Raw genomic sequence first — 20,698 nt, forward strand, 5'->3', positions numbered from 1 at the left:
GGTGATCATGAAGCGTAGAGAACTCCATGATCGGGCGAACCGTGCCTGCCCTGCTACTGCCGATTAGCTCGGCACCTACTGGCGGACGCCCTAAGGCGGACGAACCCGTCCGGCCGGGAAAGGCGTCCTGACTGCGCAGGCCTGGCTTGTGGCCCTGGGCGGAAATGGTGGCTCCCATGCCGACCGTCGTCGGGCCCCATCGTTAGCGCCAGCCGTAGGCCATGGAGGTGCAGTCCGCTGCGCCACCGGCGACACCATCGCCATGCGTCACGGACGGATCGTCGAATCTGTCCGCACCGCCCAAGTCCTCGACGACCCCCACCATCCCTACCCCCTCCTTCTGCTGGTCTCCGCACCCGGTCCGGCTGGAACCCGAAGCGCATCGCCGCCGCGCGCCGCGCCCTGAACATCGTCGTACATCACCCCGGTGCCACACGGCAGACTCGCCGCCGGCGCTGACTCCCAGGCCTTCGCCCGCCCCGTCGAGATCACCGCCACCGGCACCGCCAAGACGACCATCAAAGCCGCCGAGGGTGAAGCCGCGACACCGCAGCTGCTCCACGTCGAGATGTACGGCGGCACCGCCACCGACTACCCCTTCGACCGCCACCACATGGAGGCCGGCTTCACCGCCACCACCGGCGGCACGGCGGTGCCGGTGGGCGTGGTCTTCACCGACGCCGACCCGTTCTTCGTCCTTCACCCCGAAGCCACCACCGCGAGCACCGGCACCGTGGTTCTGGAGGCGAAGATCACCCGCTCCCGCAGCACCTTCATCCTCGCGTGGTTCATGATCGCGGCGATGTGGGCGCTGGCGCTGGCGCTGGCGGTGCTCGGTGCTGCGGAGGTGCTGTACCGCAAGCGTGAGGGCCTGGTCTGGCCCTCCCTCGGCTGGATGGCCGCGACGATCTTCGCCCTGATCGGCATGCGCAACGCCGCTCCCGGCTCGCCCCCGATCGGATCGCTCATCGACTACGTCGCCTTCTTCTGGGCCGAGGGCATCATCGCGGCCAGCCTGACCTGCACCGTCCTGTCCGGTATCCGCACCGAGCACCAGCAGCGCCGAGAACGGGAAGCCGCCGCCGACGGGCAGTGACGGCCCGGGGCTGGCCCCGGCGGCTGCACCGCCTGGTTGGAGTTGCTGGCGTGGACGCAGCCCGCTCCGGGGCCGCGACCTCGCCAGCGACTCTCCTCTGTGCGCGTTTGGCAACCGGCCGATTCCGCCGACACCGACCGCACGCGCCGTGGTCGCGATGCCGGCGCGGTGCCATCCGGGGCCGCGCGATCCCGGAGTGCCTGCCCGCAGCCGGGTTCCGCCCCACCTCTTCCGTCATAAGTGAATGATGAGTAGTCTCATTTCAGGAGATGGAGCGGAAGGTTGGAGCTGCGATGGCAGGGCTGGTGACCGTTGCCGGCGTGGGGATGATTCCCTTCAAGACGCCGAAAAACAGCACGTCCTACGACGTGATGGGCGAGAAGGCGGCGCGCTCCGCGCTCGCCGACGCGGGAATCGACTACGGGCTGGTGCAGCAGGCGTACGTCGGTGATGTGTATGGCGATTCGTGTTGTGGTCAGGCTGCTCTGTACGGTCTGGGGCAGACCGGCATCCCGATCGTGAACGTGAACAACAACTGTTCAACCGGTTCCTCGGCCTTGTTCCTGGCGAGGCAGGCGATCGAGAGCGGGATGTTCGACTGCGTCCTCGTCCTCGGATTCGAGCAGATGCAGCGCGGCGCGCTGGCGACGCACTGGCAGGACCGGCCCAGCCCGTTCGCGCGCTTCGACGAGGTGGCGCTCGCCGTTCAGGGCGCCTCGGACGCCCCGTTCGCAGCGCAGTACTTCGGTGGTGCGGGCGCGGCGTACGCCAAGGAGTACGGCCTGGCCGAGGACACCTTCGCCAAGATCGCGGTCAAGGCGCGCAGGCATGCGGTGAACAACCCGTACGCGGTGTTCCGCGACCCGGTCACGGTCGAGGAGGTGCTCGCCTCGCCGCGGATCTACGGCCCGCTGACCCGGCTGCAGTGCTGCCCGCCGACCTGCGGCGCGGCGGCGGCGGTGCTGTGCTCGGAGGAGTTCGCGCGCCGGCACGGGCTGCGCACCGATGTGGCCATCACGGCGCAGGCGATGGCCACGGACTTCCCGTCGACTCTCGCCGACGCGGACATGCGCAAGGTCGTCGGATACGACATGTCGAAGGCCGCGGCGAAGCAGGTCTACGAGCAGGCCGGCATCGGGCCCGAGGACGTGCGGGTCGTCGAGTTGCACGACTGCTTCACCACCAACGAGCTGCTGACGTACGAGGCGCTCGGGCTGACGCCGGAGGGCACGGCGGAGAAATTCGTCTGCGACGGCGACAACACCTACGGCGGCCGCGTGGTCACCAACCCCTCGGGCGGCCTGCTGTCGAAGGGCCACCCGCTGGGCGCGACCGGGCTGGCCCAGTGCGCCGAGCTGGTGTGGCAGCTGCGCGGCCACGCCGAGGCGCGGCAGGTGGAGGGCACGACGGTCGCGTTGCAGCACAACATCGGGCTCGGCGGCGCCGCCGTGGTGACGCTGTACCAGAAGGTGGGCTGAGCATTGGCGATCGACGCCGAGGCGGCCAGGAAGCTGGCACTCGATCCGATCACCGTCCACATCGAGCGCGGCCGGCTGCGCTTCTTCGCCAAGGCCACCGGCCAGACGGACCCCGTGTACACGGATGTGGACGCCGCCGGCCGGGCGGGCCACCGGGACCTGCCGGTTCCGCCGACGTTCTTCTTCAGCCTGGAGCTGGAGGCACCCGATCCGTTCGCTTACCTGGCCGCGCTGAACGTGGACCTGCGCCGGGTACTGCACGGCGAGCAGGCGTTCACCTACCACCGGCCGGCCCACGCGGGCGACACGCTCACCCTCCGACCACGCATCGTCGACGTGTACAGCAAGAAGGGCGGCGCGCTGGACTTCCTCGTCAAGCAGACCGACGTCCACCGCGGAACCGAGCTGATCGCCGAGACGCAGAGCGTCATCGTGGTGCGCAATCCGGAGGTGCCGCAGTGACGATCCCGAAGAGCATCGAGGTCGGCACCGAGCTGCCCCCGCTGCGGGTCGCGCCGATCTCCCGGACCACGCTGGCACTGTTCGCGGGCGCGTCCGGCGACCACAACCCGATCCACATCGACCTCGACGTGGCGAAGTCCGCCGGTCTCGGCGACGTGTTCGCGCACGGGATGCTGTCCATGGCCTACCTGGGGCGGCTGCTCACCGACTGGGTGGCGCAGGAGCGGATCCGTTCCTTCCGCGTGCGCTTCGCCGCCGTCACCCCCGTGCACGCCTCGCCGATCTGCACCGCGAGCGTGGTGTCCGTCGAGGACGGCCTGGCCACGCTCGCTGTCACCGTCGCGCTGGACGACGGCACCCTCACCCTCGCCGGCGACGCCGTCGTCGCACTCGACTGAAAGGAACGTGATCCGCATGGGAAAGCTCGACGACAAGGTCGCTATCGTCTCCGGCTCGGGCCGCGGCATCGGCCGTGAGATCGCCCTCAAGCTGGCCGCAGACGGCGCCGCCGTGGTGGTCAACGACCTGGACTCCGAGCCCGCCAAGGAGACGGTGGCCGCGATCGAGGCCGCCGGTGGGCGGGCGGTGGCCTGCGTGGGCAGCGTCACCGAGAAGGGTTTCGCCGAGCGCTTCGTGCAGACAGCCGGGGAGAGCTTCGGCGGCCTGGACATCGTCGTCAACAACGCCGGCTACACCTGGGACAGCGTCATCCAGAAGATGACCGACGAGCAGTGGGACGCGATCCTGGACGTGCACCTCAAGGCGCCGTTCCGGATCCTGCGGGCCGCGCAGCCGGTGATCTCCGCCTCGGTGAAGCACGCCAGGCAGGCCGGTGAGCCGGTGCCGTGCCGCAAGGTCGTTAACATCTCCTCGATCGCCGGGCTCGGCGGAAACGCGGGCCAGGCCAACTACGCCGCCGCGAAGGCCGGGGTCACCGGCCTGACCAGGACCCTGGCCAAGGAGTGGGGCCGCTACAACGTCACGGTCAACACGGTGGCGTTCGGGCTGATCAAGACCCGGCTGACCGAGACCCCCGCCGGCGACGGGACGATCGACGTGCAGGGCAAGGAGATCAAGGTCGGCGTCAACGCAGACCTGCTGTCCGCGATGGAGCACGCGATCCCGCTAGGCCGCGCGGGCACCCCGGTTGAGGCCGCAGGTTCGGTGTACCTGTTCTGCATCCCCGAGTCGGACTACGTCAGCGGGCAGACCCTCGTCTGCGGCGGCGGGTTCCTGATCTGACACCGCACTCCGCGCGAACCGACGCCACTCTTCAACCTGCAAACAGCCGGAGACGCAAGTGAAACGGATCCTCTTCGACGCCGAGCACGAGGCCTACCGCGAGAGCGTGCGGACCTTCCTGGACAAGGAAGTCGTGCCCCATTACGCGGACTGGGACAAGGCCGGCATCGTGCCGCGCGAGCTGTTCACCGGACTGGGCCGCCTCGGCGCGCTCGGCATCGCCGTGCCCGAGGAGTTCGGCGGTGCAGGGGCCGGCGACTTCCGCTACAACGTGATCCTGCAGGAGGAAGCGGCCCGCGCTGCAGTCTTTCCGGCGGTGCTCGGCCCCGCGCTACACGCCGACATCTGCATGCCCTACTTCCTCGAATGCACCACCGACGAGCAGAAGGCCCGCTGGCTTCCCGGCATCGCCTCCGGTGAACTGATCACTGCGGTCGCCATGACCGAGCCGGGCACCGGATCCGACCTGTCCGGGATCCGCACCAAGGCGGTCCGCGACGGCGACCACTACGTCATCGACGGCGCGAAGACCTTCATCACCAACGGCATCAACTCCGACCTGGTGATCGTCGCGGTCCGCACCAGCAAGCATCCGCACCGCGGCCTGAGCCTGATCGTCGTCGAACGCGGCACCCCGGGCTTCGAACGCGGCCGCAAACTGGAAAAGGTCGGACTGCACGCCCAGGACACCGCCGAACTGTCCTTCACCGGCGCCCGGGTGCCGGTGGCCAACCTGCTCGGCACCGAAGGCGAGGGCTTCTTCGCCCTGACCCGGAACCTCGCGCAGGAACGGATCTCGGTCGCAGTGTCCGGCCTGGCCCAGGCAACCGCCGCATTCGACTGGACCACCGCGTACGTCCGCGAGCGCAAGGCCTTCGGCATGCCCATCGGATCACTGCAGGTGATCCGGCACCGGCTCGCCGAGCTGGCCACCGAGATCGACGTGGCCCAGCACTACCTTGACCGCTGCATTCTCGCACTCAACGAGGGCGAGCTGACCGCCGTCGACGCAGCCAAGGCCAAGTGGTGGTGCACCGAACTCCAGGGCAGGGTCGTGGACGCCTGCGTCCAACTCCACGGCGGCTACGGCTACATGCTCGAATACCCCATCGCCCGGGCCTGGCAGGACAGCCGGGTCACCCGCATCTACGCGGGCACGACCGAGATCATGAAGGAGATCATCGGCCGCTCCCTCGACCTCGGATAGCCACCTCATCGAACCCCATGTCCGGAGCCGGCGAGGTCCTCTAGCGCGAGCTGCGCCGGAGATAATGGGCGGACGGCGAGCGCCAGGTTCGCTGAACCCGCGCACCTGCGTCGTGCCCAGCATCAGGAGGAGACGGTGACGGTCGAAACGCAGGCAACATCTCCTGCTCGAGGCACCCGGCCCCGAAACCGTCGGGCGATGGTCGTCGCCGCGGCGCGCGAGCTGTTCTGCCGGCACGGCTACGCCAACGTGGCGATGAGCGACATCGCCACGGCGGTCGGCATCGGGCCCTCTGCGCTGTACCGGCACTTCCGCGGCAAGCAGGAACTCCTCCACGCCGTCACCGCCGAGGCGCTGGAGTCCTGCCTGGGCGGGCTGACGACCGCCGGACGCGGTGACCTCGACGCACTGCTCCACGAGTTCGCCGAGACCTCGCTGGCCCGTCGCGAGCTCGGCGTGCTCTGGCAGCGCGAAGCCCGTAATCTTCCCGCCGAACAGCGTGCCGAACTCGGAGAGCACCTGCACGCTGCGCGGCGTGCGCTGGCCGAGCAGTTGACCGCCGCCCGGTCGGAGCTGGACCACGCCCACGCGGAGTTGCTCGCCTGGAGCATTCTCGACGTCGCGGTCAGTGTCTCCTACCAGCACGTCGACCTGCCCGCACCCGACTACCCGAACCTGATCGCGGACCTGATGCGCCGGGTGGCGACGGCCGAACTCCCCGACCTCGGCGACCACATCGCCGACCGCCCGAGCACCGAGCAGGCCCTGGAGCCCCGATCCCGCCGCGAGAGCCTGCTCGCCGCAGCGACCCGACTGTTCGCCGAACGCGGATACGCGGCGGTCACACTGGAGGACACCGGCACCGCCGTCGGAATCGCCGGACAGAGCATCTACAACCACTTCGCCAGCAAACACGACATCCTCGCCGCGGCGATGAACCGCAGCGCCGAACGGCTGTGGCTCGACCTGACCGAGGTGCTCGCATCCGTGCAGGACCACGCGGACGCGTTGCGCTTGCTGATCCTGCGGTACGCCCGGTTCGCACTCGCCCACCAGCACCTGGTCACGCTCATCGTCACCGAGACCGAACACCTGCAGGACGACGACAGGCAGCGAACGCTCCAGACCCAACGCGACTACATCGACGAGTGGCTGCACCTCGTGCGCGCCGTCCACCCGGCCATGTCACCTGCGGAGGCGCGCGTGCGCGTACAGGCCGTCCTCACCATCACCAACGACATCGCCCGAACGCCCCGGCTGCGCACCCGCTCAGGCATCGAGGAGAACGTCCACCGCCTCGGCTGCAGCCTCCTGGGCCTGGACGACACGGCTTTTGTCGAGGGGCGGACTGAGGTCACGCCGACCGTGCGTTCGGACCGCTGAGGAACGGCCCGCCCCGGCACCGGGGGCAGTCCCGGGCATCTGCCGGTTGGGGGTGGCCGATAGCACCTGTCGGCCAAGCGGAGTATCCGGTATCGGATCGAGATGCGCCTTCATCCGTCGGTTGTGGTGAGTAGGGTACTCGTGACCGAAAGAGGGGGCGTGTGGCAACGATCAGGCCGAGCCGCCGTATCGAACGTGCTGGCGTCAACACGCTGCGAGCTCTTCTCGAGGACCACGAACACATCGTTCAGGAGATCGACGGCGGAAACGATCACGGCGAGGACATGTTCGTCCTTCTGACCCGCAACGGACATAGGATCGGCCATATCGCCGCCATCCAGGTCCGCCTGCACCCCCCTGGCCGGCCGACGAGAGAACGTTCGTGTTCTCCGTGGCGGCCTGGAGACGGGCTGCCGGGCTGGCCCAGGTGCTTCCGGTGTCATGGACTTCGCGATCGGAACGCGGCGGGGCGGCCCGCGCCTCGGGCCGCCCTGCCGTCTGTCGTCACTTCGCGGTTCGGAGCCGACCGCCGCCGACACCTCCTGGGTCGCTCGGGTGCCGGTATCGGCGCCGCCCGTCATGAAGCCCTGGAAGTCGTAGGACTGACGCCACCGCCCTGACGGCCGCCACGTCCGTTACACGGACATGTTGGCGAGTGAACTATTCCTCCTCAATATGTCAGGCGGCAGAGCGCGGCAGCGGCTGTTCGGTCCAGACGGTCTTGCCTTCGCGTGTGCAGCGGGCGCCCCATCGCTGCGTCAGCTGTGCGACCAGGAACAGGCCGCGGCCTCCTTCGTCCGTCGTACGGGCGCGCCGTAGGTGGGGCGCGGTGGTACTGCCATCGGACACTTCGCACATCAGCGTGCGGTCGATGATCAGCCGAAGCTCGATCGGACCGTCACTGTAGCGGTAGGCATTGGTGACCAGTTCGGTGGCGATCAGTTCTGTGGTGAACACCATCGCATCCAACTGCCAGTCGGTCAGCTGTCGGATGACCAGCGTCCTTGCCATTCCGGCTGCCTGTGGTTCCCGCGGCAGTCGCCATACCGCGACCTGGTCGGCGGAGAGCGCCCTGGTCCGGGCGATGAGGAGGGTGGCGTCGTCGGTGCGGGGCGGAGGTGCCAGGGCGGCGACCGTGGATGTGGCGATCTCCTCCAGCGAAACGTGGGGGGCTTTCAGAGTGCTGCACAGCAGTGCGAGGTTGTCGTCGATGTCCCGGTCGGCTGCTTCGATGAGGCCATTGGAATAGAGGGCGAGCAGGCTTCCCTCGGCCAGGTGCAGTTCTGCCGCCTCGAAGGGCAGGCCGCCGAGCCCGAGCGGGGGACCGGCCGGCAGGTCGACCAGGCTCGCGTTCCCGTCCGCTGCCACGACGATGGGGGGAGGATGGCCGGCGCGGGCGAGGGAGCAGCGCGTGGTCACCGGATCGTAGACGGCGTACAGGCAGGTGGCGCCGATCAGGTTCTCCCGCGAGGACCCGGAGGTGTCGATATCCTCCGGGTCGTCGGCCAGACGCCCGACGAGATCGTCCAGATGCGTGAGGACGTCGTCCGGTTCGAGATCGAGGTTGGCCAGGGCTTGGACGGCGGCGCGGAGGCGGCCCATGGTCGCTGCGGCGTGGATGCCGTGGCCGACCACGTCCCCGACGACCAGGGCGACCCGGGCTCCTGACAGGGGGATGACGTCGAACCAGTCGCCACCAACACCGCTGGCCGAGCTGGCGGGCAGATAGCGGTGTGCGACGTCGACCGCCAGCTGGCCGGGCAACGTGCTCGGCAGCATGCTCTGCTGCAGCACGAGTGCCGCGTGGTGCTGCTGGGTGTAGCGGCGGGCATTGTCGATGCAGGCGGCTGCGCGGGTGACGAACTCGCCGGCGAGGGCGAGGTCGTCCGGTTCGAAGAGTTCCGCCTGCCGTGTGCGCCACAGGCTGATCACCCCCAGGATGTGACCCCGAGCAATCAGTGGCACCGCCATGAGCGAGCGGATGCCCAGTCTGCGGGCATACTCCGGCCAGCGCGCACCGGCAGGGGTCGAGGAGAGGCAGGACCCGAAGTCGCGCTCCAGGATGGGACGGAGCTCGTCAAGACACCGGTGTTGGGGGGTGTTCAACGGGAAGTCGATCGACTCTCCCACAGGAAACAGGAGCTGCCCGGTCTGCGATCCCGGCGTCTTGGCGGCCACACGGATGACCGGTCCGACGGCGGACGGGGTCGGCTCACCACCGTGGGCCACGGATTCGAGCAGATCCACGGTGATGCAGTCCGCAATGCTCGGGACGGCGACATCGGCCAGCTCCCTGGCGGTCGCGATGACGTCCAGGGTGGTTCCTATCCGGGTGCTGGCCTCGTTGAGTAGAGCCAGCCGGCGCTGCGCCCGGTGTCGCTCGGTGACGTCCTCCACCAGTTGTGCGACTCCGAGAACGGTGCCGACGGAGTCCACCATTCGAAAGGCCGACACGGATACGAAACGTTCGCGGTCGGGATCGCGACGGAGCCTGCACGGCTGTTCGGCGAAGATCATCGGCGTCCCGGTTTCCAATACCCGGGCCAGACCGGCCTCAACCTGGCGCGCGTCCTGCGGGATGAGGAAGTCGGCGATGCGGTGTCCCCTGGCGGACTCCGCACTCGGTAGACCGCTGACCCGGGCAAGCGTTCGGTTCACTCGTAGAACGCGCAGATCTGGGGCATGGCTTGCGAATCCGATCGGGGAACGCCGGAACAAGCCGTCCAGGACCGCTCGGTCCGTTTCCCACTGCACCACCCCCTGCGCCGGGGCCCCGACCAGATACCAGTCACAGCCACCACCTGGCCGCAGTACACGGCGAGCGCGGATGCCCAGCAGAACCTTCCCGCCCTCGCGATGGCGCAGTGGCACCATGCCGAACCAGCCAGGTCCGCGCAGGCAGGAGGCCGTCACCTGCGTGATCCACTCCCTGGCATCCCGATCGATGAGCAGCTCGGCGGCCGGGCGACCGAGCACCTCCTGTGGCCGGTAGCCGAGCAACTCCTGCGCGCGTTCGCTCCAGCCGGTAAGGACCGCTGAGCTGTCCAGCACCGCAGTGGCCGCACGATGCAGTGCGAACGGATCATCGGGGCTCTCCCCGAACGTGCTCACCGATTCGTCCACCATGGCGTAGCCTCCTCCGCCCGAGCTGCCGCCGGCAGGCGAGCAGTTCGCCGGGCCAGGTGGCACAGGCGAACCGGGACCGGGGCGTCGGGGTCCTCCATCTCCAGGATGTCCTTAACCTCCCGGCCCCGCAGCTGCCATCAGGCACGCCCCCATGTTCCACTGGATCACGGGGGCAGACCCGACCGCTGGCGCGACGCCCTTGCCACGGACCCGCCCGACGCAACACCGTCTGGCCGCCGGATTCGAGGGCGCGCAGTATCGGAGGGCTGCCGACCGAGCAGTCCGGGTCGAGCACGCTCATGCGCGCGGCGGGTGCTGCGCGGAGCCGAAGCCCGGCAGCCTATGCCGCCCGCGATATGACGTCGTCGGCCGCCGGATCGGTGTGCTGGACCCACTGAGCGTCCGCCTGGTGGAGGACGGTGACAAGCGCTTCGGCCGCTTGGTCGGTGGAGTCTTTGGGGAGGTGGCCGTAGAGGTTGATGGAGGTGGTGCGGCGGAGGGCCTCGGAGACGATGACAGGTGCCCCGCTGTATCCGCCACCACGGCGACGCTCCGGAAACCTCACCCCGCGCTGCTTCGCCAGCGGCGTCGAGCCCCTTTCGTCGCACTACGTGGCACCCGGAGTGAACCAAGCCCGGTCAGACATCCTTGCCGGCTGGCCGGTTGGCGATCAAGGCCAGTGTCGTTCAGGGGCGGTCGGGGCTGATGCGAAGCAGAAGGAGGACGCGGCGCGCATCTCGTACACCTCGGGCTCGGGTGCGTAGAGGCGCATGGTGATTCCCAGCGGGCGGGAGGGGGCAGGCAGTCCGTTGGACTCCCGGTCGGGGCCGGGGTTGTGCTGCGAGATGTAGACGGTGAGCGAGCCGTCCTGCTTGTCGTAGTCCAGGTCGTCGCGGTCGCCCAGGGCTAAGCGGCCGAGTTCGTTTGCGACCTGGTAGCCCTCGGCGTCGTACATGGTGACCGACCAGAAGTCGCCGGCAGGCGGCAGCTCGGTGGTCTCGAACCTCAGGATGTAGTCGTGGTCGCCGTTGACGGGTTTGTTGTCGGCGTCCGCGTCGGCGTCGGCGTCGGCGGCCAGGACGGGGTAGACGGCGTCCTCGGGAGGGTTGGCGCCGAGCCCGCCGGCGGCGACCACGGCGCGCTTGAGGTAGCTGTCGCCGTAGACGCCCATGGTGTCAAGGGATGTCCCCTCGGCTCCGAAGCTCGCGATCGACCCGGGAGACGGCGGGCGCAGGTCGGCCGTTCCGCTCGTCTGCGGTCTGGCCGTGGTTTTGCCCGCTCTCGCCCGGCTGGCCATCGGCGGCTTCGCTCCGGACGGGCGCTTGGCCCGGGGTGTCCTCGCGCTGTACGCCAGCGGGTTCCTGCTGGTGCTGTTCTCCGGTCGACGGCGCCCTGGTCGGGGCGTCGGGCTCAGGGTGCCGGGTCCGGCGCCGGGGTGAGGTGGATGGTGAACCATTGCGCGGCCAGGTCCGCGGCCTCTTCGAGCGTCCCGGGTTCCTCGAAGAGGTGGGTGGCGCCCGGGATGACGGCGAGCTGGTTCTCGCAGTGCAGTCGTGCCTGGGCCTGCTGGTTGAGGTCGAGGACCACGTGGTCGTCGCCGCCGACGATGAGGAGGGTGGGTGCGGTGACGGCGGGCAGGCGGGGGCCTGCGAGGTCGGGCCGCCCGCCGCGGGAGACGACCGCCCGGACCGTGGAGTCCGGTTCCGCGGCCGCCCACAGCGCCGCGGCGGCTCCGGTGCTGGCCCCGAAGTAGCCGACTGCGAGCCCGCCGACATCGTCGCGGCCGCGCAGCCAGCGGGTGGCGTCGGTCAGGCGTCGGGCGAGCAGCGCGGTGTCGAAGACGTTCGCCCGGTCGAACGCCTCCTCCTCGGTGAGCAGGTCGAACAGCAGGGTGGCAAGGCCCGCCCGGTTCAGCTCGCCCGCGACGAACCGGTTGCGCGGGCTGTGGCGGCTGCTGCCGCTGCCGTGGGCGAACACCACGATGCCCGCCGCCCCCTCGGGTGCGGTCAGCTGCCCGCCGAGCCGCACCGGCCCGGCGTTTACGACGACTTCCGGATCGGCGGACCTCGCCGAAACGGACCGAGCCGGGAGCCGCGAAGCGGGGTCGGGTGGCCGGCCACCGGCCATCCGGACGGCGGCCTCGTCCAGGCAGGCGATCACCTCGGCGTCGGTGGTCTGCGCGAAGTCCTCGTAGAACTGCCCGATCCCGTAGAACTCCCCGGGCGTCGACAGCGCCACCAGTTCGTCCGCCGCGTCCGTCAGCCTGCGGGTCCAGCCCGGCGGGGCGACGGGGACGGCGAGGACCACCCGGGCCGCGCCCTGGTTCCTGGCGATCAGACACGCCGCGAGGGCGGTCGAACCGGTCGCTATCCCGTCGTCCACCACGACCGCCGTACGGCCGGCGAGCTCGGAGCGGGGCCGGTCACCGCGGTACCGCCGTGCCCGGCGGTCCAGCTCGACCCGTTCCCGTGCCTCCACCGCGGCCAGATCCTTCTCGGAGGTCCGCGTTGCGCGCATCACCGCCTCGTTGACGATGCGGACCCCGCCCTCGCCGATCGCGCCCATGCCCAGCTCCGGCTGGAACGGCACGCCGAGCTTGCGCACCACGATCACGTCCAGCGGTGCGTGCAGCACCTTCGCGACCTCGGCCGCCACCGGAATGCCACCACGGGGAAGTCCGAGGACGATCACGTTCCCGCCCCCGAGGTGCCCGAGCCGCTCGGCGAGGCGACGTCCCGCGTCCACACGGTCGACGAAGTACATGACCCGCCCTCCTCCGATACGGGGGACCACGGCCGAGCCCGGGCTCCGTGCCGGGCCGCCCGCCCGCTCCCCACGATCCTCCTGCCGCCGGACGTGCGCGAGCGACCGAGTCGCCGCGATGTCGCCGTCCGTCGACTCCCGGACAGACCCCGTGCGCCGGGGACAGACGTGCCGCCACGGCAACGGCGGAGGAGCATGAAAGGAGGCGGGCAAACCGGGCAGTCCACCTAGTCAAGGTGTACGCGTTGGAGGTCCCCATGACCCGCACTCCCGCACCGGGCCCCGCCGGACCCGTCGTGGTCGGCACAAATGGTTCGGAGCCCGCCCGTCAGGCCGTGCTCTTCGCCCTGCGGGAGGCGCAGGCGCGCGGCGTCGCTGTACGGGCCGTACACGCCTACGGCTCCGCCCACGCCGACCTGTCCGACCTGGGCACGCCCGCCTGGCCCCGCACGAGCGGCGAGCCGCCGACCCACCTGCACGACATCGTCGCCCGCGAGGTGACGGACTCCGTCGAGGAGCTGCGCCAGCAGGTCGGCGAGCCGTTTGTCGAGGTCGAGGTCCACTGCGAGCGCGGCCGACCCGCCCAGGTCCTGCTGGACGCGAGCCAGGACGCGGGCCTGCTCGTGGTCGGATCCCGTGGCAGCGGCGCCTGGGGCCGTCTCGCACTCGGCTCGACCAGCACGGAGATCGTTCATCATGCCCACGTTCCCGTCGTTGTGGTGCCGCCCGAGCCGCCCGTCGCCTCGCCTGAACCAGCGCATGAGCGGCGGCCGGGGAGGCGGCCCGCCTGTCGCCGGTGGCGAATTCGCATGCGACCGGAGATCACCGTGGGCCTCGACGGCTCCCCCGAAAGCCTGTCCGCCGCCCGATGGGCGGCCCGAGAGGCCCACCTGTGGGGACTGCCCGTACGGCTGCTGCACCTGTGGCTGCTCAGCCCCGTCGCGGTGCCGCACCTCCGGAGCGGGGAAGCGGGGACCGCCGTGGGGCAGCGCATCCTCCGGGACGCAGAGAGCGAGCTGCGCGAGCACTACCCGGACGTTCCCTTCACCACCGAACTGCTGCCCGCCGCCACTCCCGCCGCCCTGCTGTCCGCCGCGGGCGACGAGCAACTGCTGGCACTCGGCTCACAGGACATCGGCACCGGAGAGGGCTACCTGATCGGCTCGCTCGCCCTGTACACCGTCGCCCGCTCCGAGCACCCGGTCGTGCTCGTCCGCGCCCACGACCACCCCGACGGCACCCTGACCCCGGCCGCGCAGTCCGGGCCGATCGCCGTCGCCGTGAGCCAGCGCTCCGGCTACGACCGCGTCCTGGAGGTCGCCTTCGACGCCGCCCACCGCACACCCCACTACTGGCCGTCCACGCCACCAGTCGCCGCCCGTCCCTGACCACCTGGCAGGGCCCGCCCGACGAGACCGTCCAGCAGGCCGACCGCCACGAACTGAGCGCGACGCTGCGCCCCTGGCGGGAGAAGTTCCCGGCCGTGGACGTGGTGGAGCGGCTCAGCCACGACAGCCCCGCCCGGGCCGTCGTCGACGCCGCCACCGGAGCACGCCTGCTCGTGGTCGGCCGCGGCGGGTACCGAACCACCCTGGCACCCCGCATCGGCCCCGTCACCCAGGCCGCCATCCACCACGCGCGCTGCCCGCTCGCAGTCATCCCCCCCCGGCCCCGGACCGCACGCACCGACTCGGCGCTCATGGAATGGGGCGGTTCGGCGAGCCGGGCTCAGGGCACCCCGGTCCGGCGCTCCTCTCGGCGCGGCGGAAGGCCGGGCAGCCGAAGGTGCGGCCCGGCGGACGGCGCAGAGGCCCCGGCCGTAACCGTCCAGCGGTCTGGCTGCCGGTCGGCGAACGCGGCGACCAGGTCACAGGCCGTCACCAAGCCCACCAGCCGCCCCCGCTCGTCGGCCACGACCAGTGCGTCGACGCCGGCCAGGTTGAGGACGACTGCCGCCCGGTTCACCGTGTCGTCAGGGTGGACTTGAGAGGGGCGGCGGCCCCGGGACAGCTCTTGTACGGTCGTGCGCGTCAGCGCGGTGGCCGGTGCGGCGCAGGCGACCGCGAGGTCGGCCCGGTCCAGTAGCCCCGTGCAGCGGCCGTCTGCGCGTACGACCGGCAGGTGCCGGTACCCGGAGCGTTCCAGCACTTCCCAGGCCACCAGCACGCTCTCGTCCTCGGTGACGGCATACAGCACGGTGCACATCACCTCGGCCACCGGCCGTTCGGCCGGCGGCTTCTCCGTGTGGGTCGGCGGTTCCATGGACAACCTCCATCCCTTGTGGCGGTACACGGCGAACCCGCCTCGCGGGTAGAGGCCCGCCGGTTTCATTGGTACAGGAGCGGGTCCCGTTCCCGGACCGCATCCAGTGGTGGCTCGCCCGCATCCTGCTCGCCGCGGATCCACTCCCACTCCTCGCCGTGGGCGAGGCGGCTGTGGCAGACATGGAGGAACAGGGGCAGCGCCTCCAGCCGTACCGGCGCGAGGTTCGCCAGGTCCGGCCCGTCCGGGGTGACCAGGAACAGCAGCCCGAGGTCGTTGCGCAGAGCCGGGTGGACGGCGTAGTCGTCGACGAAGTCGCCCATGTCACAGATGATCCGGTCGGCGACCCCGTGGAAGACGTGGACGGAGTGCCCGGCGAGGTCGGCTTCCGCGAGTGCCTGCCGTACCTCGGCGGCGAACAGTGTCTTCGGTGTCGGCGATCGCCGCGGCTGCTCGGCCACACCGTGCCCGAGCATCATGTCACCGGCCAGTGCCACCGTGAGCGCCATTCTTCCGCCCCGCTTACCCATCTGTTCAGACGTCGAGCGTCACCTGGCAGGTCCAGCCCTCGGGGCCGCCGGTCAGGTGGAGGCCGTTCAGTGAGACGGCCTTGGGCACCGCCCCGATCTGTTCGGCGGTGTCGGCGTCCGTCATCGTGAAGCGGACCGACACGGCCCGGCCGTCCCCCGTGTCACGGATCGTGTCTACCTCCGTGTCGAGGGGGATCTCGCCGTCGACGTCCATCCGGTAGATGACCTCCTCCAGGACGGACACCAGCAGATCCTCGTCGCTGTCCGCCGTGACCGCGCACACGCGCTCCCCGGCCGGCCGGGCCGAGGAAATGTCGGCGAGGCCCTCGACCACCGCGTGCACCGCCTCGCGGATGCAGCTCTCCACCGTCGGTGCCCACGCCTCCACCCGCGTGTCCGCCGTGTGTGCCACGGCCCGATGACCGCTCCGTGACCCCCGCCGCCCGGTCACAACCGAGAGCTCCCCTCAATCCGATCCGCGGCCTCATGCCGCCTCGCCCTTCCAGGCTCATCCCGAGCACCACCGCGGGCAATCCGTGCGGGCGCCGTGGGCGGAGACGGCACGATCGTGGCTGCGACCCGGCAGCCGGTGGCCGCTTCTCACGGTGCACCGGGTGCCGGCGAGCGATTCGGGATGCGGAGGCTCCACGACGAGGACGACCCTGGAAGAGACGACTGCCGCTCGTGCAGTAGTCCGTGCCTGGTGGATCAACGCACCCGGCGCCATCCTATGACGATCCGCCGGCCATCGAGGCGTCTGGCAAGGTCGAGAACTCGCACCACAAAGGGAGACACGATCATGACCACGGCACGCGACATCATGCACACCGGAGCTGCCTGTGTGCAGGAGAGCGAAACGCTGGAGACTGCGGCCCAGCGGATGCGCGAGCTGGATGTTGGCGCGCTGCCGATCTGTGGCGCCGACGACCGGCTGCACGGGATCATCACCGACCGCGACATCGTGGTGAAGTGCATCGCCGAGGGCCGGGACCCGAGGACCACGACTGCCGGTGAACTCGCTCAGGGCAAGCCGGTCACCGTCGACGCGGACGCCGACCAGGGCGAGGTTCTGCAGCTCCTAGAGGAGCACCGGATCCGCCGCCTGCCGGTCATCGACGCCCACCGTCTGGTCGGCATGATCAGCGAGGCCGACATCGCGCGGCACCTGGACCGGCACGAGGTCGGCGAGTTCGTCGAGGCCATCTGTTCCGCGCGCCCGAGTCTTCTGTGACCGCCCATCGGTTGCCAGCCACGCAGGCCGAGCAGCCGGGGATGCGCCGTCACATGGAGGTATGACGATTCCGCCGCGACCAGTGCGATGCGTGCGATCTGCCAGGGCCGCGACATCGGCACCCGTATCACCGACCGCGACAGGCCCTGAGCACCTTCCGACAGTATGAGGCAGGGCCGCCGGGCCCGGAGGCGGTCCCGTGCGGTCCCGTTCTGGCTCGTGTGTCAGGTGCCTTTGGAGATCTCCATGCGTCGGGTCGGCTTCTCGGCCTCGCCGATGGGAGCCTTCACGGTCAGTACACCCTTGTCGTAACTGGCCGTGATCTCCTGCTCCTTCACGTCTTCGGGCAGCCGGATTCTGCGGCTGAAGGAGCCGTAGCGGAACTCGGAACGCTGCTTCTCCTTCTTCTCCTTGCTGCGTTCGGCGTGGACGGTCAGGACCCCGCCCTCGAAGGTGATCTTGACGTCCTTGTCCGGGTCGATCCCCGGAAGCTCGGCCTTCACCACGTAGGCCCCGTCCTCCTCGGACTCCTCGACCCGGATGAGGTGCTCGCCCATCCGCAGGTCCGCGGGAGAGTCCTCGAAGCCCCGCTCGGAGGCCGACAGTCGGCGCGCGACCCCACAGCATGGCAGCTCCGGTTCCCCGTATTCGGGCTGGACCGCCGGGAATCAGCCCTCGGCGTCGGACTCCCGAGCGCGGCAGGGCCAGGTGACCCCATCAGGTGGTCGTCCAGGTCCGACGAGCGGGCCCGCCACGTTCGGCCCGGCCCGCGTGCCGCCCGCTCGGTGGCACGTGAGACTGACCGCGAGCTCGCGGTCAGTCTGATCGCGCGGAAAGGAAGCCACGATGTCCACGGCGGCGCCCCCGGCGCAGATGCTCACGGCACCCGTTGATCTCGATCATCCGGGGCACTACCTGCACTGGGGCGTGATCCAGATCTCGGTGGCCAACCTGGTGGTCATCGGCCTGATGGTTGTGGTCTTCGTGGCCGCCCTGCTGCTGCCCTTCCCGCGCCCCGGGAAGCGCGACGATGACTAGCTGGACCGCAGCGGTACGGCGCTACGCCGTCAGGAGGCTGCCGCCCGAGAAACTGCTGCCGGACACTCAGCCCGCCTACATGTCGTCATGGATCTACGTCTTCGGCGTGCTCACCGTGTCGTCGCTGGTCGTGGTGCTGCTCTCCGGCGGGGTGCTGGCACTGATGGGCCCCGGCTGGTGGCACGCTTCGAGCGTCGGGAAGTACGTCAACAGCGTGCACCTGTGGAGCGTTGAGCTGCTCATGGCGGTGATGGTGCTCCACCTGTGGGGCAAGTTCTTCATGGCCGCGTGGCGCGGCCGACGGGCCCTGACCTGGGTCACCGGTGCGGTCACCTTCCTGGTCTCGATCGGCACCGCGTTCACCGGTTACCTGGTGCAGCAGAACTTCGACTCCCAGTGGATCTCCGGGCAGGCCAAGGACACGCTCAACGCCGTCGGGATCGGCGCCTGGTTCAACGTGCTGGACTTCGGCCAGATGCTGATGTGGCACATTGTCCTGTTCCCGTGTGCGATCGCGCTGCTGACCGCCTGGCACATCCTGCTGGTCCGCGCCCGCGGGATCGTCCCCCCGATCGGCGCGAGCGCACCGGAGCCCACACCGTGAGCCGCACGCGGGTGCCGCGGCCGGAGGTGTTCCCCACCCGCCGCTACGACCTGGTCAAGGAGTTCACCGTCGCACTGGTGGTGGCCGCCGTGCTGAGCGCCGGGCTCGCCGCGCTGTTCTCCTCCCCGGACGAGACCCCGATGACGCTGGCCTCCTGGTCGACCGCGGAGCCGAATGATTTCACCGCAACGGCCGTCGCGGAACTGGCCGGTACCAGCACCTCCGCGCAGTACGGGCCGCCGTACAACCGGGTGCCGGGTGCCGGGCAGAAGCTCGGTCCGGTGAGTCTGCAGAGTGCCGCAGGGGTGCGCCATCCGGTGGATCCGGCCGAGGACTTCGTGCTGGGGCCGTTGCGGCAGTCCCCGGAGCCCCCCGAGGTCACCGCCGCGCTCGCCCAGTGGAGCGCGGCCTCGCCCGATCAGCGGCAGGCCTGGAGCTCGGCCTATGCCGATGCGCTGAGCAAGGCCCCGGTCGGCGACCCGGCGAAGGTCGCCCCCGGCGACTACGGACCGGTCCCGGCGCTGACCGGCCGCCTGCTGACCCTTGCCCAGTCCGGCTCGCTCGACGGTCAACTCCTCGCGCAGGGCCGCTTCTACCAGACCGACTACACCAAGCCGATGCTCTTCCTCGCGGACGGCTCCCACCTGTCCGACCGGGCCACCGACCAGCACCTGACCGGCAGCCAGTGGGGAATGATGAACGAGACCGGGAACTACCCCGGACAGGCCTGGCTGTGGCTGTACACCTTCTGGTACCAGATCGACCCCTTCAAGACCTCGACGAACGCGGACGCCGAGATCTGGGCCATCATGGCGGGTCTCAGCCTCGGTCTGGTCCTGGTGCCCTTCATCCCGGGGGTCCGGTCCATCCCCCGCTGGACCAGGGTCTACCGCCTCGTGTGGCGCGACTACTATCGGGACCGCCGCTGAGCGGGCGCCGAACCGACCCCGGCGGGTCCGGAACCCCGCGGCCGCACGGGGCGCGCATGGGGATCCGAGCCGGTCAGGAGGCCAGGGTGCGCGACATGCCCTTGAGGGCGAACTCCATGGCCTGCCAGGGGCGCCCGCCGTGGAACGGACGGCCGGCGCGGAACCGGACGGGCAGGTAGAGGCCGAGGGCCTTCTTGCCGAGGCGCCAGAGCGGGGAAGTGCCGACGCGGTAGGCGTCGCGCGCGTCGGCCGCCACACGTACGGGCCGGGCCGGGTCGCCGGTCTCCTCCAGCGGCACCTGGGCGAAGGTTGCCTTGTCCAGCATCTCCATCACGCACATGCTGATCGGTTCGAACGACCTTGGTTGGGACAGCAGTTGGGGGTCGACCACGGTGCAGATATGCTGGGTGACGGCGTCGGCCTGGAGGAAGGCCAGGAAGGCCTGCTTCACCGGGAAGTCCCCCGCGTCGCCCGGCGCGTAGATCCGCGGGTGCCCGCGCACCTGCCGGGTGTCCGCGTGGGTGTGCAGGAACCCCCTGTCGTCGTGCGGCAGTTGCGGGTAGTCGACGGCGGAGACGTATGGCGGGAAGGCGACGAGCAGGTCGTACGGGCGGACGGAGCCGTCGGCGTAGCGGACCTCGTCGTGGCCGACCTTCTCCACCATAGCCGAGGTGTGTCCCTCGATGCCCCGGGCTGCGAACTCCTGCTCCACCACCTGGTGCAGCCGCGGGCCGAAGGCCTGGATGTAGCCGGACTCGTAGGTGGTCCAGGTCAGGTCGACGTACGGTCGCAGGTGCGCCCGGCGCAGCCAGGTGTCCAGCATGAGCGCGATCTCGTACAGCGGCCCGGCGCACTTGTTGTTCGGCGGGACGAGGAACAGCACCCGGCGGTGCTGCCGGGCCTCCGCGACCTCCTTGAGCTCTTGGAGGCGATGCCCCAGCGAGCGCATCTGGCGGGGAGTCCACACCGCCTGGGCGTGCTCGGCCAGGCCGGGCACCTCCTGTGGACGCATCGCGGCGCCAGTGGCGAGGACCAGGAAGTCACCGCGCAGCCGGGTGCCGTCGGTGAGGTCCACCGCCAGGGCGTCCGAATCGACGTCGGCCACCGTGCCTTGGTGGAAGGAGATGTGGCGGCGGAACAGCGGTCCGGGCAGGTGGATGTGGAGCGGGTCCTCGTCGGCGCCGAACGGCAGGTAGATGGTGTTGGGCTTGAACAGGAAGTCCTCCCGGTCGGCGGCGAGGGAGAGTCGGACGCGGTCGCCGAGCAGGTGGCGCAGCCCGAAGGCCGTCTCCAGTCCGGCGAATCCGCCGCCGGCCACGAGGACGTGCGGTTTCGAGTTCATCGCAA

20 protein-coding genes and 1 pseudogene are annotated in these 20,698 nt (G+C 70.2%); 13 read left to right on the forward strand and 8 right to left on the reverse strand.

Annotation, left to right across the window (positions count from 1 at the left end; genetic code table 11):
- Positions 1-427: 427 nt before the first annotated feature.
- From ACH4E7_RS42735 to ACH4E7_RS42765, 7 genes are all read left to right on the forward strand, one after another.
- Positions 428-1,096 (forward strand): DUF4436 family protein, encoded by a 669-nt coding sequence (locus ACH4E7_RS42735; protein ID WP_396254616.1) that lies wholly within the window; start codon positions 428-430, stop codon positions 1,094-1,096.
- 293 nt (positions 1,097-1,389) lie between these two features.
- The gene (locus ACH4E7_RS42740) at positions 1,390-2,574 is read left to right on the forward strand and encodes a lipid-transfer protein (protein ID WP_396254617.1); all 1,185 of its coding nucleotides are present in this window, start codon (positions 1,390-1,392) and stop codon (positions 2,572-2,574) included.
- A gap of 3 nt (positions 2,575-2,577) precedes the next feature.
- Positions 2,578-3,036 (forward strand): MaoC family dehydratase N-terminal domain-containing protein, encoded by a 459-nt coding sequence (locus tag ACH4E7_RS42745; protein ID WP_396254618.1) that lies wholly within the window; start codon positions 2,578-2,580, stop codon positions 3,034-3,036.
- Entirely contained in the window at positions 3,033-3,434 is a 402-nt protein-coding gene (locus tag ACH4E7_RS42750) for a MaoC/PaaZ C-terminal domain-containing protein (RefSeq protein WP_396254619.1), read from the forward strand. The genes ACH4E7_RS42745 and ACH4E7_RS42750 overlap by 4 nt, the downstream gene beginning before the upstream one ends.
- A 16-nt stretch (positions 3,435-3,450) precedes the next feature.
- The gene (locus ACH4E7_RS42755; protein ID WP_396254620.1) at positions 3,451-4,278 is read left to right on the forward strand and encodes an SDR family NAD(P)-dependent oxidoreductase; all 828 of its coding nucleotides are present in this window, start codon (positions 3,451-3,453) and stop codon (positions 4,276-4,278) included.
- 58 nt (positions 4,279-4,336) lie between these two features.
- Positions 4,337-5,485 carry an acyl-CoA dehydrogenase family protein gene (locus tag ACH4E7_RS42760; RefSeq protein ID WP_396254621.1) on the forward strand — a complete coding sequence of 383 codons (1,149 nt, stop codon included), beginning with the start codon at positions 4,337-4,339 and terminating at the stop codon, positions 5,483-5,485.
- A gap of 198 nt (positions 5,486-5,683) precedes the next feature.
- Positions 5,684-6,868: a TetR/AcrR family transcriptional regulator gene (locus ACH4E7_RS42765; protein WP_396254622.1), complete on the forward strand. Its 1,185-nt coding sequence runs from the start codon at positions 5,684-5,686 to the stop codon at positions 6,866-6,868.
- A gap of 678 nt (positions 6,869-7,546) precedes the next feature.
- Here ACH4E7_RS42765 and ACH4E7_RS42770 read toward each other — a convergent pair.
- The 3 genes from ACH4E7_RS42770 to ACH4E7_RS42780 form a co-directional block, all read right to left on the reverse strand.
- Positions 7,547-9,994 carry a SpoIIE family protein phosphatase gene (locus ACH4E7_RS42770; protein WP_396254623.1) on the reverse strand — a complete coding sequence of 816 codons (2,448 nt, stop codon included), beginning with the start codon at positions 9,992-9,994 and terminating at the stop codon, positions 7,547-7,549.
- Between the two features lie 670 nt (positions 9,995-10,664).
- Positions 10,665-11,165: a DUF1214 domain-containing protein gene (locus tag ACH4E7_RS42775; RefSeq protein ID WP_396254624.1), complete on the reverse strand. Its 501-nt coding sequence runs from the start codon at positions 11,163-11,165 to the stop codon at positions 10,665-10,667.
- Positions 11,166-11,404: 239 nt separating this feature from the next.
- Complete coding sequence (locus tag ACH4E7_RS42780; protein WP_396254625.1) at positions 11,405-12,757, reverse strand: phosphoribosyltransferase family protein; 1,353 nt, start codon at positions 12,755-12,757, stop codon at positions 11,405-11,407.
- 257 nt (positions 12,758-13,014) lie between these two features.
- Between ACH4E7_RS42780 and ACH4E7_RS42785 the strand changes: the two genes are divergently transcribed.
- Together ACH4E7_RS42785 and ACH4E7_RS42790 are read left to right on the forward strand one after the other, a co-directional pair.
- Positions 13,015-14,145 carry a universal stress protein gene (locus tag ACH4E7_RS42785; protein ID WP_396254626.1) on the forward strand — a complete coding sequence of 377 codons (1,131 nt, stop codon included), beginning with the start codon at positions 13,015-13,017 and terminating at the stop codon, positions 14,143-14,145.
- Positions 14,142-14,360 (forward strand): annotated as a pseudogene (locus tag ACH4E7_RS42790) (universal stress protein); the annotation flags it as partial. The gene ACH4E7_RS42785 and the pseudogene ACH4E7_RS42790, both read left to right, overlap by 4 nt.
- A gap of 125 nt (positions 14,361-14,485) precedes the next feature.
- Here the strand turns inward: ACH4E7_RS42790 and ACH4E7_RS42795 are convergent.
- The 3 genes from ACH4E7_RS42795 to ACH4E7_RS42805 form a co-directional block, all read right to left on the reverse strand.
- Complete coding sequence (locus ACH4E7_RS42795) at positions 14,486-15,019, reverse strand: HPP family protein (protein ID WP_396254627.1); 534 nt, start codon at positions 15,017-15,019, stop codon at positions 14,486-14,488.
- 65 nt (positions 15,020-15,084) lie between these two features.
- Positions 15,085-15,528: a hypothetical protein gene (locus ACH4E7_RS42800; RefSeq protein WP_396254628.1), complete on the reverse strand. Its 444-nt coding sequence runs from the start codon at positions 15,526-15,528 to the stop codon at positions 15,085-15,087.
- Between the two features lie 25 nt (positions 15,529-15,553).
- The gene (locus ACH4E7_RS42805) at positions 15,554-15,961 is read right to left on the reverse strand and encodes an archease (RefSeq protein ID WP_396254629.1); all 408 of its coding nucleotides are present in this window, start codon (positions 15,959-15,961) and stop codon (positions 15,554-15,556) included.
- 387 nt (positions 15,962-16,348) lie between these two features.
- Here ACH4E7_RS42805 and ACH4E7_RS42810 point away from each other — a divergent pair, with 387 nt between their 5' ends.
- Positions 16,349-16,780, forward strand: a complete 432-nt coding sequence (locus ACH4E7_RS42810; RefSeq protein ID WP_396254631.1) for a CBS domain-containing protein — start codon at positions 16,349-16,351, stop codon at positions 16,778-16,780.
- Between the two features lie 224 nt (positions 16,781-17,004).
- Here ACH4E7_RS42810 and ACH4E7_RS42815 read toward each other — a convergent pair whose 3' ends face one another.
- On the reverse strand, positions 17,005-17,337 hold the full coding sequence (locus ACH4E7_RS42815; RefSeq protein WP_396254632.1) for an Hsp20/alpha crystallin family protein: 333 nt from the start codon (positions 17,335-17,337) through the stop codon (positions 17,005-17,007).
- A 289-nt stretch (positions 17,338-17,626) separates the two neighbouring features.
- Here ACH4E7_RS42815 and ACH4E7_RS42820 point away from each other — a divergent pair, with 289 nt between their 5' ends.
- The 3 genes from ACH4E7_RS42820 to ACH4E7_RS42830 are packed head-to-tail and all read left to right on the forward strand — an operon-like array spanning position 17,627 to position 19,351.
- The gene (locus tag ACH4E7_RS42820) at positions 17,627-17,818 is read left to right on the forward strand and encodes a hypothetical protein (RefSeq protein ID WP_396254633.1); all 192 of its coding nucleotides are present in this window, start codon (positions 17,627-17,629) and stop codon (positions 17,816-17,818) included.
- Positions 17,811-18,422 carry a cytochrome b N-terminal domain-containing protein gene (locus ACH4E7_RS42825; RefSeq protein WP_396254634.1) on the forward strand — a complete coding sequence of 204 codons (612 nt, stop codon included), beginning with the start codon at positions 17,811-17,813 and terminating at the stop codon, positions 18,420-18,422. The genes ACH4E7_RS42820 and ACH4E7_RS42825 overlap by 8 nt, the downstream gene beginning before the upstream one ends.
- The gene (locus ACH4E7_RS42830; protein WP_396254635.1) at positions 18,419-19,351 is read left to right on the forward strand and encodes a hypothetical protein; all 933 of its coding nucleotides are present in this window, start codon (positions 18,419-18,421) and stop codon (positions 19,349-19,351) included. The genes ACH4E7_RS42825 and ACH4E7_RS42830 overlap by 4 nt, the downstream gene beginning before the upstream one ends.
- Before the next feature lie 73 nt (positions 19,352-19,424).
- Here the strand turns inward: ACH4E7_RS42830 and ACH4E7_RS42835 are convergent.
- Positions 19,425-20,698 (reverse strand): NAD(P)/FAD-dependent oxidoreductase (locus tag ACH4E7_RS42835; protein WP_396254636.1); only part of this gene is annotated, 1,274 nt, incomplete at its 5' end.

It is taken from the genome of Kitasatospora sp. NPDC018058, from assembly GCF_044327205.1.
Classification (GTDB): Bacteria; Actinomycetota; Actinomycetes; order Streptomycetales; family Streptomycetaceae; genus Kitasatospora.